The sequence below is a fragment of the Paenibacillus sp. FSL K6-1217 genome (genome assembly GCF_045040735.1).
Lineage (GTDB): Bacteria > Bacillota > Bacilli > Paenibacillales > Paenibacillaceae > Paenibacillus_AQ.
In genome coordinates, this window is sequence record NZ_CP150271.1 from 5,126,637 (window position 1) to 5,143,615 (window position 16,979).

Genomic DNA, 16,979 nt, shown 5'->3' on the forward strand with positions numbered 1-16,979 from the left:
TTGCCGTCCTTTTAAAAAAACAATGACTCCTCGCATAGGTCAAGGAGTCATTGCGGCATATGTTCTACTTCAAAGTTATCACGACGCGGCGGTTCGGCTCTTCACCCTTGCTAAGGGTGTTCACCTGCTTGTGATCCTGCAGTCTGGAGTGGATGATCTTGCGTTCCTGCGGGGACATGGGCTCCAGAACCACCTCTTTGCGGGTCCTTACCACACGCCCGGCCAGACGGTCGGCCAGCTCCTCCAGCGTCTTCTTGCGGCGTTCCCGGAAGTTCTCCGCATCCAGCACCAGCCGGATGAAGCTGTCGGAATACCGGTTGGCCACAATATTAGCCAAATACTGCAAAGCATCAAGAGTTTGTCCTCTTCTGCCAATCAGCAGCCCAAGCTCCGGACCGGAAATTTGCAGAACAGTTGATTCCTTGGCATGAACGATTTCAACTTCCACCTCGAGCCCCATGCTCTTGGCGACATCTACAATGAAATGAACGGCCTGAACGTATGCTTCTTCCACCGGGTGTCCGGAATCCTGGCGCGGTACACCGCTGATCGCCTCTGTATTGCTCTCTCTTGTTGTCTGCTGAGACAGTAGCGGAGCACTCGCCGCTGATGCCGGTGCGGCTTCCGGGATCAAGGTTAATTCCACCTTGGCTCCCTTCGCACCGATCAATCCAAGGAATCCTTTTGACGGCTGTTCAAGTACGTTGACCGTTACCCGGTCCTTGTGAACTCCAAGCTGATTAAGTCCCCGTTCTACAGCTTCTTCAATGGTTTTCCCTGTCGCGACGACTTTGCTCATTTTGACTTTTTGACCCCCTTCTTCCCGTTGCTTCCGTTTGCTCTGGCATTGGGAGTTACATCTTTGCGGGCGTTAGAGTTGCTGGTCTTGTTCTTCGTCAGGTTAACATCCTTGCTCTTGCTGTTGCCTGCATTGGCAGCAGCGGTGGCAGCGACAAGTGCTGCTTTGTGCTTATCATTGTTGCGGTACAGGAAGTAGTTCTGAATAATAGTGTACAGATTACTATAGAACCAGTACAGCGGAAGTGCGGACGGGAAGTTGTAGGACATGATGAAAATCAGAACCGGGTATACCATCATCATGAACTGCATTGGACCCTGCTGTTGTACCGGGTTCATTTTGGTCATCATACGGGTCTGGATGAATGTCGTTGCAGCGGCAAGGAGCGGCAGGATGAACAGGTGATCGGGTTTGCCGAGCTGCAGCCACAGGAAGTCATGCAGTCTAAGATCCGGATTGTAATAGATTGAGTTGTATAGGGCGATGAAGATCGGCATTTGCACGATCAGCGGCAGACAGCCCGCCATCGGATTGACCTTGTTCTCCTGGAACAGGCGCATCGTTTCCTGCTGTACCTTTTCGGGCTCATCTTTATATTTTTTCTTAATCTTCTCAAGTTCCGGCTGAATTGCCTGCATGGCGCGCGAACTCTTCACCTGCTTAATGGTAAGCGGCAGAATCAGCGTACGGACAATGATAACCATTACAAGAACGGCTAGACCATACTGGCCATCGAACCATTTCGCAAAAGTATCCAGGGCAATGGCGAAATAATACACTACATTACTCTGCCAGAAGCCTCCATTTTTCAAATCCTCCGTAGTGTGCGTCACTGTTGTCGCAGACGGAGAGCATCCCGACAGAACAGCGATCATTAGAACCATTAACCCGAGGAGAAGAAACATTTTTCCTCGCTTAGTCTTCATTAGAGACACTTCAAAACCCCTCTCATAAACATTCCATTGCACCGTAAATCATAACATAATTATGGATACAAATAAACAAGCCCTCTTCAGGCTCTTTTACTTGCGTAAAGCCTTGAGCAGCTTGGCTTTGCGCAGCACATGCAGCACGCTTTTCTCCAGCTCTCCGTAATCCTTCGACAGCGCTCCTTTTCTGACGATGAACACGATGTCCAGATTTCCGGCAATTTCCGCCTCATGATGGCGGACAATCTCCTTGACCAGCCTTCTCATCCGGTTACGGACTACGGCATTCCCGACCTTCTTGCTGACGGATATGCCTACCCGGAATCGCTCCACCTCTCTTCGGGGGAACCAATACACCACATACTGATGATTCGCAAATGACTTCCCATGGCGGTACACTCGGCTGAAGTCGGCACGGTTTCGTAATCGTAAACTTTTGTGCACGGGAATCTCCTATTCAAATACCGGAATTGCCCCAGGCTCCGGAATTTCATCTTCTAATTAGTATTGTCATTCAAGGCAGACCATAAACGGTAACCGCTGCGGTCCTGGAGGCACCCTGTTAGACAAGTATAAACGGCTTGTGGAACCTGCAATTTAAAAAAAGCCCCGCAGTAGCGTTATCATCCCCTGCAGAGCCTATCATTTATTGTTGCAGCAGCAGAAGTAGTGCCCGGTTATCCGCCCGCTGAGCGTCATCCAATTCTGCGCTATATATAGAAGAGAAATAAAAATACCTAATCATTTATACAAATTCAGCGTAAAAAAGGACCACAGCAGTGGTCCCAAAGTGGCCTATCTTACGCACTCAAAACTTTTCTGCCTTTCAAGCGGCGGGCTGCCAGCACTTTGCGGCCGTTTTTCGTGCTCATTCTTTTGCGGAAACCATGCACCTTCTTGCGTTTGCTCACATTTGGTCTGAATGTCGGTCTCATGTATTGCACCTCCCTTACAGGAACATAATTACTGTCATATTAGCAGAAACGGACTAAGCCGCCCTTAAAGTAGGGACAGTATCTACAAGTATTATCAATTAAATTTGGAGACATATCCTCACAGAAAACACCTTTATATATTTAAACACATCATTGCCGTAAAAGTCAACCTTGTCTCTCTCTCCCTCTTTTTTCAGCTTCCTTCTTTTTCTTGATACCGCCTCTATACCCGCCGCAAATTTATCCCCAGCATGCCCGCCCCCGCAGATCTTACCTAATAACCGCTTATCCACAACGGGGCACTTCCAAAATAATAATCCACAGGCCTGTCCAGTTATCCACCTGTGATTAATTGTGAGCAGAATTTGCTCACAGGTGAGCACAACCTGTGTATAAAAAAAATCGCGTCTCCGCAAAATCTGTCGAACGGTAAACAAATTATCAACAATATGTAGTGGTGTGCTTAAAAATTATACACAAGTGATTGAATTTGTGGATAAAATAGCGTGGCTCATTGAAAAATAAGGGGCGTTTTGCTATGATGGTATTACTTTTGAATGTGAATAGATTTGTTTGTTCAATAAATTATCAACAAGCTGTGGATAAAGTTGTGAACAATTCAAGTTTATCCATATTTTTTTGTCTCTTGAACTTGCATACTGGGGATAAGATTCAGCACCAACCCATTTTCTTCGACATTTCCACTCATGGCTGATGCCACATTTGGAAGATTTAAAGGAGTGACAGTCTGTGGACAGCCATACTTCCGAATTATGGCAGCAAATTTTATCGATTATTCAAACCAAACTAAGCAAGCCGAGCTTTGATACCTGGTTCAAGGCCACCAAGGCCATGACGTTCAATTCCCAGGCTCTTATCATCTCGGCGCCTACAACCTTTGCCGTAGAATGGCTGGAAAGTCGCTATACCAAACTGGTAGGAGCAACGGTATACGAAGTTACCGGACAGCAGGTGGACGTCAAATTTGTAATTGAAGAGAGCAAGCCCTCCGAGCCTGTTGTTCAGCAAAGCGCGCCTACTCCTGTCGTTTCACGGGAAGAAGCACAGACCCATTTGCTCAATCCGAAATACACCTTCGACACGTTCGTGATCGGTTCAGGCAACCGTTTTGCGCATGCAGCCTCGCTTGCTGTAGCCGAAGCGCCAGCCAAAGCCTATAATCCCCTGTTTCTGTATGGAGGCGTAGGTCTCGGAAAAACTCACCTGATGCATGCGATCGGCCATTATGTGCTGGAGCATAACCCCAACAATAAGGTGATTTACATCTCCTCCGAGAAGTTCACGAATGAATTCATTAACTCTATCCGTGATAACCGCGGCGAAAGCTTCCGCAACAAGTACCGCAATGTTGACATTTTGCTGATTGACGACATCCAATTCCTGGCCGGCAAAGAGTCAACGCAGGAGGAATTTTTCCATACGTTCAATGCCCTTCATGAAGAACGCAAGCAAATTATCATCTCAAGCGACCGGCCTCCGAAGGAAATTCCCACGCTGGAAGAACGGCTGCGTTCCCGGTTTGAATGGGGTCTGATTACAGATATTCAGCCTCCCGATCTCGAGACGCGGATTGCCATTCTGCGCAAGAAGGCCAAGGCGGAGAACCTGGATATCCCGAACGAAGCCATGATGTACATCGCCAACCAGATCGACACGAATATCCGGGAGCTTGAAGGTGCGCTGATCCGTGTAGTGGCTTATTCTTCGCTGACGAACCAGGATGTGACAACACATCTGGCCGCCGAAGCGCTGAAGGATATCATTCCTTCGAGCCGTCCGAAGATGATCACCATCAACGATATTCAGCAAAGGGTCGGTGAATACTACAATTTGCGCATGGAGGACTTCAAAGCGCGGAAACGCACGAAGGCCGTCGCTTTTCCAAGGCAGATTGCCATGTATCTCTCCCGTGAGCTGACCGATTATTCGCTGCCCAAGATCGGCGAGGCCTTCGGAGGACGCGATCATACGACTGTTATCCATGCCCATGAGAAGATTACGCAGCAATTAAAGGTGGACCAGGAGCTCTACAAAGTGGTAAATAATCTTTCGGAGAAAATTAAAAATCCTTCCTAAGAGGAACAAAGAGCCTATACACAATCTATACACATGTGGGTAGGCTTAATTTTATGCTGTTTAGCGACTTATCCACATAAACGGAGCCCCTACTACTAATACTATTAAATAACTATAATAATTCATCTTCTAAGAGCAGGTTTCAAAGAGGAATTACGTACACCCATTTCCCAATTTTTCAGCTAGGAGTGAAATCATGAAAATCAGCATTCTCAAAAATGAACTCAACGAATCCATAGGACATGTCTCTAAGGCGATCTCCAGCAGAACCACAATTCCTATTCTGACCGGCATTAAGTTTGAGGTCAGCCATCAGGGCGTTACCCTGACTGCAAGCGATACGGATATTTCCATTCAATCCTTCATCCCTGCCGAGAATGACAGCCAGACGATCGTCAAGGTAGAGCAGCCGGGCAGTGTAGTGCTTCCCGCCAAGTTTTTCGTTGAGATTATCAAGAAGCTGCCCTCCAAAGAAATTCACATGGAAGTCAAAGAAGGCTTCCAGACCTACATCTCCTCCGGTTCTACGGAGATCCAGATTGTGGGCCTTGATCCTGAAGAGTTCCCTGTTCTGCCAAGCATTGAGGAGAATGAGACCATCTCCATGCCCGGTGATCTGCTGAAGAATATGATCAAGCAGACCGCTTTCTCCATCTCCACCCAAGAGACAACACCGATCCTGACAGGCATTCTGTGGAATCTGGCCGACAATGAATTCAAGTTCACGGCTACCGACCGCCACCGGCTCGCCACCAGAGCTGCACACCTGGAAGGTACCGAGAGTATCCAGTTTGCGAATATTGTCATTGCCGGCAAAACGCTGAACGAGCTCAGCAAAATTATCCCTGATCAGAATATGCTGGTGGATATTGTCGTCGCCGATAACCAGGTCCTGTTCAAAATCGACAAAGTGCTGTTCTATTCGCGGATTCTGGATGGCATTTATCCGGATACTTCTAGAATTATTCCAACCACCTACAAAACAGAACTAACTTTGGACACTAAAAAATTAAGCGAATCGATTGACCGCGCTTATTTGCTGTCCCGTGAAGAAAAAACGAATATCGTCCGCATGCAGACCCTGGAGAACGGCGATGTGGAGATCTCCTCCAGCTCGTCAGAGCTGGGTAAGGTCCGTGAGGAGCTGGAAGTGATCGATTTCAAAGGCGAGCCGCTGCGCATCTCCTTCAACTCCAAATATATGCTGGATGTGCTGAAGGTCGTGGAGAGCGAGCAGCTCGTGATCGCCTTCACCGGTATGATGAGTCCGATCATTCTGCGGCCGCTCGACGAGAGCCGCAGCCTGTATGTGATTTTGCCGTACCGGACAACTAATTAACGCCCTGTTCATCAACATGTGGATAAGTGGCTGAAAGGATTAAAATCATGAAAAAAATAGTTATCCACAGTGGATATATTAAGCTCGACCAGTTCCTGAAGCTTGCAGATTGTGTATCCACAGGGGGAATGGCCAAGGCGCTGCTGCAGGAAGGGCATGTGCAGGTGAACGGAGAGGTTGAAGAACGCCGTGGCCGGAAGCTCTACCCGGGTGATAGAATAGAGGTACAGGATAACGGCGTGTTTGAAGTTGAGGGCGGCGGAGTCAAGGAGGAGTAACCCTAAGGAGGAACAGGCTCTTGTTTGTCAAAAATATCGGACTGCAGGATTACCGTAACTATGGGCTGCTGCGTCTTGAGCATCTGGGCGATGTGAATCTCATTCTCGGGCAGAACGCCCAGGGCAAAACCAATCTGATGGAGGCTCTGTTTGTCCTTGCGATGACCAAAAGCCACCGGACCTCCAAGGACAAGGAGCTGATCTCTTTCGATGCCCCGTCGGGCTCCGCACAGATTGTTGCTGAAGTGGAGCGTAAATACGGGGATCTCAAGCTTGAGCTGACCCTGTCCCCGCAGGGCAAGAAGGCCAGAATTAACGGGCTGGAGCAGCGCCGGCTAAGCGAATTCGTAGGCTCGCTGAATGTGGTGATGTTTGCTCCGGAGGATCTGGAGATTGTCAAAGGCACTCCGGGAATCCGGCGGCGGTTCCTTGACATGGAGATTGGCCAGGTCCAGCCGAGCTACCTGTTCCATCTGCAGCAGTATCAGAAAATTCTCGTCCAACGGGGCAATCTGCTGAAGCAGCTATGGGGCAAAGAGGCTGGCGGCAGGGAGCTTCTGGACATATGGGATGCCCAACTTGTAGAACATGGTGTTAAAATCGTCAAAAAAAGGAAACAATTCATAAAGAAGCTGCAAATATGGGCAGAAAGCATCCACCGGGGCATCACAAACGGCGGAGAAGAGCTCAAACTGCTCTATGTCCCCTCGTTTGGTGAGCGTGAAGAGGAAGATGAAGCTGTCTTATTGGACAATTTTATGTTAAAGTTATCACAAACAAGAGATCAGGAAATCAGGCGCGGCATGACGCTGACGGGTCCCCATCGGGATGACCTGTCCTTTTTTATCAACGGAAGAGAGGCTCAGGTCTACGGTTCCCAGGGACAGCAGCGTACGGCAGCTTTATCGCTCAAGCTGGCGGAAATTGAACTGATCCATGAGGAGATCGGAGAATATCCTGTGCTGCTTCTTGATGATGTTTTGTCCGAACTTGATCCCTATCGTCAGACCCAGCTCATCGAAACCTTTCAGAGCAAGGTGCAGACCTTCATCACCGCTACCGGTGTAGAGGGACTGAATGCTGATAAATTAAAGGGTGCAATCCTGTATCATGTTCATGGCGGCAAAGTGGGGCTATAAAGAGCGGAGGAAGACCATGTATATTCATTTGGGCGGAGAAAAAATTATTCGATCCTCAGAGCTGATTGCTATATTTGATATATCGATTGAGAAATCCTCCAAGGTATCGAAGCAGTTTATGACTCATTCCCAGCAGGATAAGAAGCTGGAACGCATTGGTGAAGAGGAAGCGAAGTCTATTGTCGTAACCAGGAATACTGTCTACTACTCCCCGATCTCCTCCTCCACTCTCAAAAAAAGAGCCAAGATCTTGTTAGAAATATAAGGTTCCACAAGTTACATGAGATAATCTGAAAGAAGTAGGTGAAGGCATGTCAATGAATCAACCGACATATGATGAGAGCCAGATTCAGGTACTGGAAGGGCTGGAAGCGGTCCGGAAACGTCCCGGCATGTACATTGGCTCCACCAGCACCAAAGGTCTGCATCATTTGGTCTGGGAGGTTGTCGATAATAGTATCGATGAGGCGCTGGCAGGTTTTTGCGACCGGATTCAAGTCATAATTACTGAAAATAATAGTGTGACTGTTATTGACAACGGGCGGGGAATTCCTGTCGGTGAGAACGTCAAGCTGAAGAAGTCCACGCTTGAAGTGGTCATGACTGTCCTGCATGCGGGCGGTAAGTTCGGCGGCGGGGGTTACAAGGTGTCCGGCGGTCTTCACGGCGTAGGGATATCTGTGGTTAACGCCTTGTCCGAGAAGGTAGTCGTTACCGTCAAGCGTGACGGGCATGTCTACCAGCAGGAATACAACCGCGGCGTGCCGCAATATGACATCCGAGTGATTGGGGATACAGAGGAGACGGGGACCACCACCACCTTCCACCCGGACCCGGATATTTTTACCGAAACCACTACTTTTGAATACTCCACGCTCCTTACCCGTATCCGGGAGCTGGCCTTCCTGAACAAGGGCATTGAGTTGTCACTGCTGGATGAACGGACCGGGGTCAACAATACGTTCAAGTATGAAGGCGGTATTGTGGAGTATGTGAAATACCTTAACGAGAAAAAAGAAGCTCTTCATGAGGATCCCATCTACGTGGAAGGCTCACGGGATATGATCGCGGTTGAAGTGGCTCTCCAATATAACGATTCATACACAGAGAACATCTATTCGTTCGCTAATAATATCAATACCCATGAAGGCGGAACGCATGAATCCGGCTTCAAGAGTGCCTTGACGCGGATCATTAATGACTACGCACGCAAGGCCGGCGTAATCAAGGACAGCAGTCAGAATCTGACCGGGGATGATGTCCGGGAGGGTCTGACGGCGATTATCTCGGTCAAGATTCCTGAGCCGCAGTTCGAAGGCCAGACCAAGACAAAGCTCGGCAACAGTGAAGTCCGCGGGATTGTAGAATCGCTATTCGGCGAGAAGCTGCAGGAGTTCCTGGAAGAGAACCCTGCCGTTTCGCGCAAGGTGCTAGAGAAGTCATTGCAGGCTTCCCGTGCCCGTGAAGCGGCCAAAAAGGCCCGTGAGCTAACCCGCCGCAAGAGCGCGCTTGAAGTCAGTGCCCTGCCGGGCAAGCTGGCGGATTGCTCCTCCAAGGATGCATCCATCAGTGAGCTGTACATCGTCGAAGGTGACTCTGCGGGCGGATCTGCCAAGCAGGGCCGGGACCGTCATTTCCAGGCCATCCTGCCGCTGCGCGGCAAGATCCTGAACGTTGAGAAGGCCCGGCTGGACCGGATCTTGTCCAATGCGGAAATCCGGGCAATTATCACTGCTCTCGGAACCGGGATCAGCGATGATTTCGATCTCTCGAAGGCGCGTTACCACAAGGTGGTTATCATGACCGATGCGGACGTTGACGGTGCCCATATCCGAACGTTGCTGCTGACCTTCTTCTACCGTTACATGCGGAAGATTGTCGATGCGGGATATATCTATATCGCCCAGCCGCCGCTCTTCAAGATCGAGCGCAACAAGGTTGTGCGCTATGCACAGAGCGAGCGGGAGCGTGATGAGATCATTTCCACCTTCGGCGAGAACGTGAAGGTTAACGTTCAGCGCTACAAGGGTCTCGGTGAGATGAACGCCGCTCAGCTCTGGGACACTACGATGGACCCTGAGAGCCGCACCATGCTGCAGGTGACCATTGAGGATGCCATGCTGGCGGACAGTATCTTTGACACCCTGATGGGGGACAATGTCGAACCGCGCCGCGAATTCATTCAGGAGCATGCACAATCGGTCAAGAACCTGGATATTTGATCAGTTTACAGCGAACCTCCGGATCATCCCTTGCGGGTGAAGCCGGAGGTTTTTTATAACAATAAGAGGCTTGCCAGTTGAATACATAGAGCTATACGTTGGATACGCGGGATACGCGCTTGCGGCGGCTGGGCACGGCCTTCCGGCTGGGCTTCAACCGCCCGTAGGCCACAGCATAACGGTGTATTCTCCGGTAGATCGCTTTGTTCGGGAACAGTTTGAAAACAATGAGTGAGGGTAAGGTGTTGACTTCAAGCAGCCATAGATCGTGATGCTGGTCCATAGCTACATCAAGCCCGAGCTCTTTGAGGCCCGGATAAGCCGTTTCGAGCTGCGCCCCGATTCTGACGCCCAGAGATTTCAGCTGCTGGATGGTTGCAGACATTTCGTCAGAACTCATATGCTCCTTGAACAGGGTATCTACCGGGAAAACACTGCCCCCGCTGTGATAATTCGTAATCACCTTCTGCGGCGCGGCGACCCGGCCAAGCATGCCTGTAGACTCCCAGCTGCCCTGAGGATTCTTCTGGGTAAGCACGCGCAGGTCGAAGGGACGGTTCTGATGCTGAAGCAGATCAATGCCTTGCTGGATCAGGTAGGTGCGGTCTCCAACCCGGGGCAACAGCGCAGCATGAAGCTCCTCGGGGCTATGAAAGACCTCGGCATCCTTTGCATAGCGCAGGATATACATCAGCTTCGGCTCTGCCGGTACTTCTGCTTCACTGCTTTCGGATTCTGCTTCCGGCTCATCGGTATCAGGCTGCTGCCCGCTGGGACTTAAGTGCACTATCCTTTGCTCGGCTCTCATCACTCCGCTGCCATAGGTGCCGCGGTCGGGTTTGATATATACCGTGCCGTGCAGATGAAGCATTTCTTTAAGCTCCTCCAGGCCGTATTTACGCGTTTCGGGAATGTAGACCGAGAGGTGACGGTTTTGCAGAATGACTTTCGTTTTTGCCCATTTACTGGACACGCGCTGAATCTTCATGTTCTGCCTCCGTTTCTTTACGCATAGCGAATTTTCAGGACAAGAAAGCTAAATAATGTTATAATATAAGGATATGAGATTATGCTTTTTGGGACGAAAACAGGGGCATGAAGCCAATCCTCTTGTCTCTACAGTCTATGTACTGAAGACAGCAGCGGAGAGGGCGTATATCCTTATCCGTACTAAAAGAAAATCAATATAGACGATAACAGGCTATCATGTTTAATTGTGCTGGTTTTGTGAAAGTAATATAATATAGGGTAGCGGTTTTTAACTGAAGGAGGTCCACCAACTCATGGCTGAACAAAATAACCCGCAAATCAGGGATCGGGACATTGGCGTGGAAATGCGCGAATCCTTTATGGATTACGCAATGAGCATCATTGTAAGCCGGGCTTTGCCGGATGTGCGGGACGGACTCAAGCCTGTTCACCGACGCATTTTGTTTGCGATGTCGGAACTTGGAATGTCCTCGGATAAGCCACACAAGAAGTCAGCTAGAATCGTCGGTGAGGTTATCGGTAAGTATCACCCTCACGGTGACTCGGCAGTCTACGAAACAATGGTACGTATGGCACAGGATTTCTCCATGCGCTATATGCTTGTAGACGGTCATGGTAACTTCGGTTCCATCGACGGAGATATGGCAGCTGCGATGCGTTATACCGAAGCGCGCCTGTCCAAAATTGCCGGAGAAATGCTCCGTGATCTGAACAAGGAAACGGTTGATTTCGCTCCCAACTATGACGGCGAAGAGAATGAGCCTGTAGTTCTGCCTGCACGTTATCCCAACCTGCTGGTCAATGGTGTAGGCGGGATTGCGGTGGGTATGGCTACCAACATTCCTCCGCATAATCTCGGTGAGGTCATTGACGGAGTACAGGCGATGATCAAGAATCCGGATATTACACCTATGGAGCTTATGGAATATATTCAAGGCCCGGATTTCCCGACAGCCGGTTATATTTTGGGCCGGGAAGGAATCCGTCAGGCTTACCGCACCGGACGCGGATCGGTTACCATGCGTGCCAAAGCGGTCATTGAAGAGAATAACGGCAAGGCAAAGATTATTGTGCATGAGCTTCCTTACCAGGTGAACAAAGCCCGGCTCGTAGAGAAGATTGCGGAGCTGGTGCGTGAGAAACGCATCGAGGGCATTACGGATCTGCGTGATGAGTCTGACCGTAACGGAATGCGCGTAGTGGTTGAATTGAGACGGGATGTGAACCCGAGCGTTGTACTCAACAATCTCTACAAGCATACCTCTATGCAGTCCACCTTCGGGATCAACATGCTGGCGATCGTCAATAAGGAGCCGAAGATTCTGAACCTGCGTGATGTACTGTATCACTATTTGCAGCATCAGATCGAAGTCATACGCCGCCGGACCATCTTCGACCTCAAGAAGGCGGAAGCACGGGCACACATTCTGGAAGGTCTGCGGATAGCACTGGATCATCTGGATGAGGTTATTGCCCTGATCCGCGCCTCACGCACCACCGACATTGCCCGTGAGGGCCTGATGGAGACCTTCAGTCTGAGCGTAGAGCAGGCCCAGGCGATCCTCGATATGCGGATGCAGCGCCTGACCGGTCTGGAACGCGAGAAGATTGAGAATGAATATAACGAATTATTGGCCAAAATCGCTGAATACCGTGAGATTCTGGCTAACGAGCATCTCGTGCTGGATATTATCAGCAATGAGCTGCAGGAGATTCGGGATAAGTACTCCGATGACCGCCGTACAGAAATTACGGTTGGGGAAGAGAGTATTCTTGACGAGGATCTGATCCCGCGTGAAGAGGTTGTAATTACAATCACCCACACCGGTTACATTAAGCGTCTTCCGGTCAACACCTACCGCAGCCAGAAGCGCGGCGGGCGCGGTGTCATCGGGATGGACACCAAGGACCAGGATTTTGTGGAGCATCTCTTCGTGAGCAACTCCCATAACTACCTGATGTTCTTCACCGATAAGGGTAAGGTGTACCGGATCAAGGCCTATGAGATTCCGGAGCTTGGACGCACTGCCCGGGGGACGCCGATCATCAACCTGATTCAAATTGAGCAGGGTGAGAAGATCAGCGCGGTCATCCAGGTGGAGGAAGCAGACAGCGATAAATACCTGTTCTTCGCTACCCGTGAGGGAATTGTGAAGAAGACGCCTCTGGAAGATTACAATAACATCCGCAAGGGCGGCCTGATTGCCATCAATCTCCGTGAAGAGGATTCACTGATTGAAGTGAAGCTGACCGACGGTGAGCAGAATCTGATTATCGGGACTGCACGCGGAATGTCGATTACCTTCTCGGAGAATGATGTGCGCTCAATGGGCCGCAGTGCTACCGGAGTGAAGGGGATTACGCTTGATTCCAATGACCATGTCATTGGCATGGACTGCGTAGATCCGGAGCTTGAGGTGCTGATCGTAACCACCAAGGGCTACGGCAAGCGGACGCCCGCCGGTGACTACCGGTCCCAGACCCGTGGCGGTAAGGGTATCAAGACGATTAACCTTACGGACAAGAACGGGCCGGTTGTCGGGCTGAAGGTTGTCAAGCAGGACGAGGACCTGATGATTATTACGACCAGCGGTACCCTGATCCGTACCAGTATGGACGGAATTTCTACAATGGGCCGGTACGCACAGGGCGTGAAGCTGATCAACATCCGCGAGGATGATGCAGTGGCCACACTGTGCAGAGCGGACAAAGAGGACGAGGAGCTGTCAGAGCACGAGGACGGCGAAGACTTCATTCAAGAAGTTCCGGCAGAAGGCGATGGCGAAGCCAGCCAGCCTGAAGCGGACGCTGTGGACGAAGACGACAATCTCGAATAATATTTTGCAGGAGAGCATGGGTTTCTGATCTACAGAAGCCTATGCTCTTTTTTTGCACCCTCGCAATGAGTAAACGGGAATTCTCTATCTAGCCGCTTCCCGGGTTCCATACTATAATTAGAGAATTACAGGTGTCACCGACATAAAGGGGCTTAAGGTATGCCAAACATATCCGTTGGAGAGATCAAAGCGGGTTCAAAGATTATTAAGGATGTAATCACTCCTTTAGGAGGAGTATTGTTCGGGAAGGGCAAGATCATTCTGCCCCGGGATATTGAGATTTTGCAGGCTTTTTTGATCGGACAGGTTGAGGTTGAAGGGGCGCAAGGAGAAGACAAGACGACAGAGAGCGCAAAACCGGCAGTGAAGCAACAAGCCGCCAAGACAGGTGCCCTGATTAATGAGTCGGTGCTGGCCAAGAGTAATTCACCGCTTCATGATGAGTATGAGAAAATGCTGGTGCTGATCAAGCAGAGCTACCGTGCAGCCGCCGCTGCGGCACTTCCGATCTTCGAGCTGCGGAGTCAGCTTGAGCTGCTGATTACCCATTTGAAGGACTATCATGTCTTAAAGTTTGCCCCGCGCGTGCTGTTAGATCAGGAATATAATTATCATAATGCGGTCTTGTCTGCCCTGACTTCTTATAGGATCGCCCAATGGTGCGGATATCCCCAGAAGGATTGGCTGCAGGCTGCTTTTGCCGGCTTACTGCATGATATCGGCAACATTAAGGTAGACGAAGCGCTGCTGCAGAAGCCGACTCCCCTAAGCGGTACAGAGATCGACGAAGTTCGCAGACATACTACATACGGGTATCAGCTGCTGCGCAATGTCACAGCGATTAACGAGGGGGTCAGACTGGCCGCCTTGCAGCACCATGAGAAGATAGACGGGTCAGGCTATCCGCTTAGGCTGGATGGCTCCCAGATTCATTTCTACGCCAAGATTGTTGCCGTCGCCGATATCTTCCATGCCATGACACTGGGAAAAGCCTACAGAAAGGCGCAGTCGCCTTATCTGGTACTGGAGCAGCTGCAGAAGGAGAGCTTCGGCAAGCTAGATCCGGTGATTGTTCAGACCTTCATTCAAAAGACTACGGACTTATACAACGGTACACGGATACGGCTCAGCGACGGACGTCATGGGGAAATCATATTTACCGACCGTAACAACCCGACAAGACCCATGGTTCAGGTTGAAGGCAACATCGTTAATCTGGTCAATGAACGGGAACTGCATATTCAGGAGATTATTGCTTAAGCACGCGGATAGAGGAGCTGAGAGCTATGCTAACTTGTTAGCCAGGCTATGGCCGGTTATGGAGAGCATAGCTTAAGATAATGAATTGAAAATAATGCTTGCAACGAATCTCTATACATGATATATTCTATTTCTGGCCGCGAAACATCAACGCCTGCTCGACAAGAAGTTGAAAAAAAGAGCTTGCATTGATCGGTTGGATGTGATATATTATAAGAGTTGCTGGTGACGCGGTAAGCGGCGCTGACAACGAGCTTGATCTTTGAAAACTGAACAACGAGTGAGTACCCGGAAATCACTTCGGTGAGATCCAAAATTAGAGAATGTAACAATTCTCGTCAGATGTTTCAAAATGAGCAATCGCTCTTTTCGATAGTTTTCGGATGGTTATTTCCTCGAAGTGATTCGGGTGAAGTAGCCGCTCGGGAAAACCTAATTGGAGAGTTTGATCCTGGCTCAGGACGAACGCTGGCGGCGTGCCTAATACATGCAAGTCGAGCGGAGTTTGAAAGGAAGCTTGCTTCCTTTCAAACTTAGCGGCGGACGGGTGAGTAACACGTAGGCAACCTGCCCTCAAGCCTGGGATAACTACCGGAAACGGTAGCTAATACCGGATAATTTCTTTCTTCTCCTGAGGAGAGAATGAAAGGCGGAGCAATCTGCCGCTTGGGGATGGGCCTGCGGCGCATTAGCTAGTTGGTGGGGTAACGGCCCACCAAGGCGACGATGCGTAGCCGACCTGAGAGGGTGAACGGCCACACTGGGACTGAGACACGGCCCAGACTCCTACGGGAGGCAGCAGTAGGGAATCTTCCGCAATGGGCGCAAGCCTGACGGAGCAACGCCGCGTGAGTGATGAAGGTTTTCGGATCGTAAAGCTCTGTTGCCAGGGAAGAACGTCCGGTAGAGTAACTGCTGCCGGAGTGACGGTACCTGAGAAGAAAGCCCCGGCTAACTACGTGCCAGCAGCCGCGGTAATACGTAGGGGGCAAGCGTTGTCCGGAATTATTGGGCGTAAAGCGCGCGCAGGCGGTTATTTAAGTCTGGTGTTTAAACCTTGGGCTCAACCTGAGGTCGCACTGGAAACTGGGTGACTTGAGTACAGAAGAGGAAAGTGGAATTCCACGTGTAGCGGTGAAATGCGTAGATATGTGGAGGAACACCAGTGGCGAAGGCGACTTTCTGGGCTGTAACTGACGCTGAGGCGCGAAAGCGTGGGGAGCAAACAGGATTAGATACCCTGGTAGTCCACGCCGTAAACGATGAGTGCTAGGTGTTAGGGGTTTCGATACCCTTGGTGCCGAAGTTAACACAGTAAGCACTCCGCCTGGGGAGTACGGTCGCAAGACTGAAACTCAAAGGAATTGACGGGGACCCGCACAAGCAGTGGAGTATGTGGTTTAATTCGAAGCAACGCGAAGAACCTTACCAGGTCTTGACATCCAACTAACGAAGCAGAGATGCATCAGGTGCCCTTCGGGGAAAGTTGAGACAGGTGGTGCATGGTTGTCGTCAGCTCGTGTCGTGAGATGTTGGGTTAAGTCCCGCAACGAGCGCAACCCTTGACTTTAGTTGCCAGCAGGTAGAGCTGGGCACTCTAGAGTGACTGCCGGTGACAAACCGGAGGAAGGTGGGGATGACGTCAAATCATCATGCCCCTTATGACCTGGGCTACACACGTACTACAATGGCCGGTACAACGGGAAGCGAAGCCGCGAGGTGGAGCCAATCCCAGCAAAGCCGGTCTCAGTTCGGATTGCAGGCTGCAACTCGCCTGCATGAAGTCGGAATTGCTAGTAATCGCGGATCAGCATGCCGCGGTGAATACGTTCCCGGGTCTTGTACACACCGCCCGTCACACCACGAGAGTTTACAACACCCGAAGTCGGTGGGGTAACCCGCAAGGGAGCCAGCCGCCGAAGGTGGGGTAGATGATTGGGGTGAAGTCGTAACAAGGTAGCCGTATCGGAAGGTGCGGCTGGATCACCTCCTTTCTATGGAGAATCGTTTCCTGCAACGGAAACATTCAAATCGGAAGCTTTGCTTCCACAATGAACCCTTGGGTTCGAATACTCACTCGTTGGTCAGTTTTGAGAGCTCAAACTCTCAAAAGTCTGTAACTTCGATCGACACAGCCGTGTTCGACCCGAACTT

The 16,979-nt window shown here is 50.4% G+C and carries 14 protein-coding genes and 1 rRNA gene; 9 read left to right on the forward strand and 6 right to left on the reverse strand.

The window, feature by feature from the left end; translation table 11 throughout:
- Positions 1-64: 64 nt before the first annotated feature.
- The 5 genes from jag to MHH28_RS22660 all read right to left on the reverse strand — a co-directional run bounded on the left by jag (position 65) and on the right by MHH28_RS22660 (position 2,956).
- Positions 65-799 (reverse strand): RNA-binding cell elongation regulator Jag/EloR, encoded by a 735-nt coding sequence (gene jag / locus MHH28_RS22640; protein WP_405105765.1) that lies wholly within the window; start codon positions 797-799, stop codon positions 65-67.
- On the reverse strand, positions 796-1,734 hold the full coding sequence (locus tag MHH28_RS22645; RefSeq protein ID WP_405105767.1) for a YidC/Oxa1 family membrane protein insertase: 939 nt from the start codon (positions 1,732-1,734) through the stop codon (positions 796-798). The genes jag and MHH28_RS22645 overlap by 4 nt, the downstream gene beginning before the upstream one ends.
- Before the next feature lie 87 nt (positions 1,735-1,821).
- Positions 1,822-2,172: a ribonuclease P protein component gene (gene rnpA, locus MHH28_RS22650; RefSeq protein ID WP_405105769.1), complete on the reverse strand. Its 351-nt coding sequence runs from the start codon at positions 2,170-2,172 to the stop codon at positions 1,822-1,824.
- A 356-nt stretch (positions 2,173-2,528) separates the two neighbouring features.
- Positions 2,529-2,663 carry a 50S ribosomal protein L34 gene (rpmH, locus tag MHH28_RS22655; RefSeq protein WP_039295761.1) on the reverse strand — a complete coding sequence of 45 codons (135 nt, stop codon included), beginning with the start codon at positions 2,661-2,663 and terminating at the stop codon, positions 2,529-2,531.
- 98 nt (positions 2,664-2,761) lie between these two features.
- Entirely contained in the window at positions 2,762-2,956 is a 195-nt protein-coding gene (locus MHH28_RS22660; protein WP_405105772.1) for a hypothetical protein, read from the reverse strand.
- Positions 2,957-3,413: 457 nt separating this feature from the next.
- Between MHH28_RS22660 and dnaA the strand changes: the two genes are divergently transcribed.
- From dnaA to gyrB, 6 genes are all read left to right on the forward strand, one after another.
- Positions 3,414-4,760, forward strand: coding sequence for a chromosomal replication initiator protein DnaA (gene dnaA / locus MHH28_RS22665; protein ID WP_405105774.1), 1,347 nt, complete (start codon positions 3,414-3,416; stop codon positions 4,758-4,760).
- Between the two features lie 196 nt (positions 4,761-4,956).
- Positions 4,957-6,099 carry a DNA polymerase III subunit beta gene (gene dnaN / locus MHH28_RS22670; protein ID WP_173134714.1) on the forward strand — a complete coding sequence of 381 codons (1,143 nt, stop codon included), beginning with the start codon at positions 4,957-4,959 and terminating at the stop codon, positions 6,097-6,099.
- A gap of 47 nt (positions 6,100-6,146) precedes the next feature.
- Positions 6,147-6,377 carry a S4 domain-containing protein YaaA gene (yaaA, locus tag MHH28_RS22675; RefSeq protein WP_340945799.1) on the forward strand — a complete coding sequence of 77 codons (231 nt, stop codon included), beginning with the start codon at positions 6,147-6,149 and terminating at the stop codon, positions 6,375-6,377.
- A gap of 20 nt (positions 6,378-6,397) precedes the next feature.
- The gene (recF, locus tag MHH28_RS22680; RefSeq protein ID WP_405105777.1) at positions 6,398-7,516 is read left to right on the forward strand and encodes a DNA replication/repair protein RecF; all 1,119 of its coding nucleotides are present in this window, start codon (positions 6,398-6,400) and stop codon (positions 7,514-7,516) included.
- Positions 7,517-7,532: 16 nt separating this feature from the next.
- Positions 7,533-7,781, forward strand: coding sequence for an extracellular matrix regulator RemB (remB, locus tag MHH28_RS22685; RefSeq protein ID WP_036728071.1), 249 nt, complete (start codon positions 7,533-7,535; stop codon positions 7,779-7,781).
- Between the two features lie 46 nt (positions 7,782-7,827).
- Positions 7,828-9,738 (forward strand): DNA topoisomerase (ATP-hydrolyzing) subunit B, encoded by a 1,911-nt coding sequence (gene gyrB / locus MHH28_RS22690; protein WP_405105779.1) that lies wholly within the window; start codon positions 7,828-7,830, stop codon positions 9,736-9,738.
- Between the two features lie 91 nt (positions 9,739-9,829).
- Here the strand turns inward: gyrB and MHH28_RS22695 are convergent, their stop codons facing one another.
- Complete coding sequence (locus tag MHH28_RS22695; RefSeq protein ID WP_405105781.1) at positions 9,830-10,726, reverse strand: YheC/YheD family protein; 897 nt, start codon at positions 10,724-10,726, stop codon at positions 9,830-9,832.
- A gap of 295 nt (positions 10,727-11,021) precedes the next feature.
- Between MHH28_RS22695 and gyrA the strand changes: the two genes are divergently transcribed.
- The 3 genes from gyrA to MHH28_RS22710 all read left to right on the forward strand — a co-directional run bounded on the left by gyrA (position 11,022) and on the right by MHH28_RS22710 (position 16,819).
- Positions 11,022-13,565, forward strand: a complete 2,544-nt coding sequence (gene gyrA / locus MHH28_RS22700) for a DNA gyrase subunit A (RefSeq protein WP_405105783.1) — start codon at positions 11,022-11,024, stop codon at positions 13,563-13,565.
- 159 nt (positions 13,566-13,724) lie between these two features.
- Positions 13,725-14,825: an HD-GYP domain-containing protein gene (locus MHH28_RS22705; protein ID WP_405105785.1), complete on the forward strand. Its 1,101-nt coding sequence runs from the start codon at positions 13,725-13,727 to the stop codon at positions 14,823-14,825.
- Positions 14,826-15,258: 433 nt separating this feature from the next.
- Positions 15,259-16,819: ribosomal RNA gene (locus MHH28_RS22710) — 16S ribosomal RNA — on the forward strand.
- Positions 16,820-16,979: the final 160 nt, after the last annotated feature.

Excerpts from the sequence above, each read along its gene's own strand:
- jag (WP_405105765.1), bottom strand. The coding sequence starts at position 799 with ATGAGCAAAGTCGTCGCGACAGGGAAAACCATTGAAGAAGCTGTAGAA.
- rpmH (WP_039295761.1), bottom strand. The coding sequence starts at position 2,663 with ATGAGACCGACATTCAGACCAAATGTGAGCAAACGCAAGAAGGTGCAT.
- dnaN (WP_173134714.1), top strand. The coding sequence starts at position 4,957 with ATGAAAATCAGCATTCTCAAAAATGAACTCAACGAATCCATAGGACAT.
- yaaA (WP_340945799.1), top strand. The coding sequence starts at position 6,147 with ATGAAAAAAATAGTTATCCACAGTGGATATATTAAGCTCGACCAGTTC.
- remB (WP_036728071.1), top strand. The coding sequence starts at position 7,533 with ATGTATATTCATTTGGGCGGAGAAAAAATTATTCGATCCTCAGAGCTG.
- gyrB (WP_405105779.1), top strand. The coding sequence starts at position 7,828 with ATGTCAATGAATCAACCGACATATGATGAGAGCCAGATTCAGGTACTG.
- MHH28_RS22695 (WP_405105781.1), bottom strand. The coding sequence starts at position 10,726 with ATGAAGATTCAGCGCGTGTCCAGTAAATGGGCAAAAACGAAAGTCATT.
- gyrA (WP_405105783.1), top strand. The coding sequence starts at position 11,022 with ATGGCTGAACAAAATAACCCGCAAATCAGGGATCGGGACATTGGCGTG.
- MHH28_RS22705 (WP_405105785.1), top strand. The coding sequence starts at position 13,725 with ATGCCAAACATATCCGTTGGAGAGATCAAAGCGGGTTCAAAGATTATT.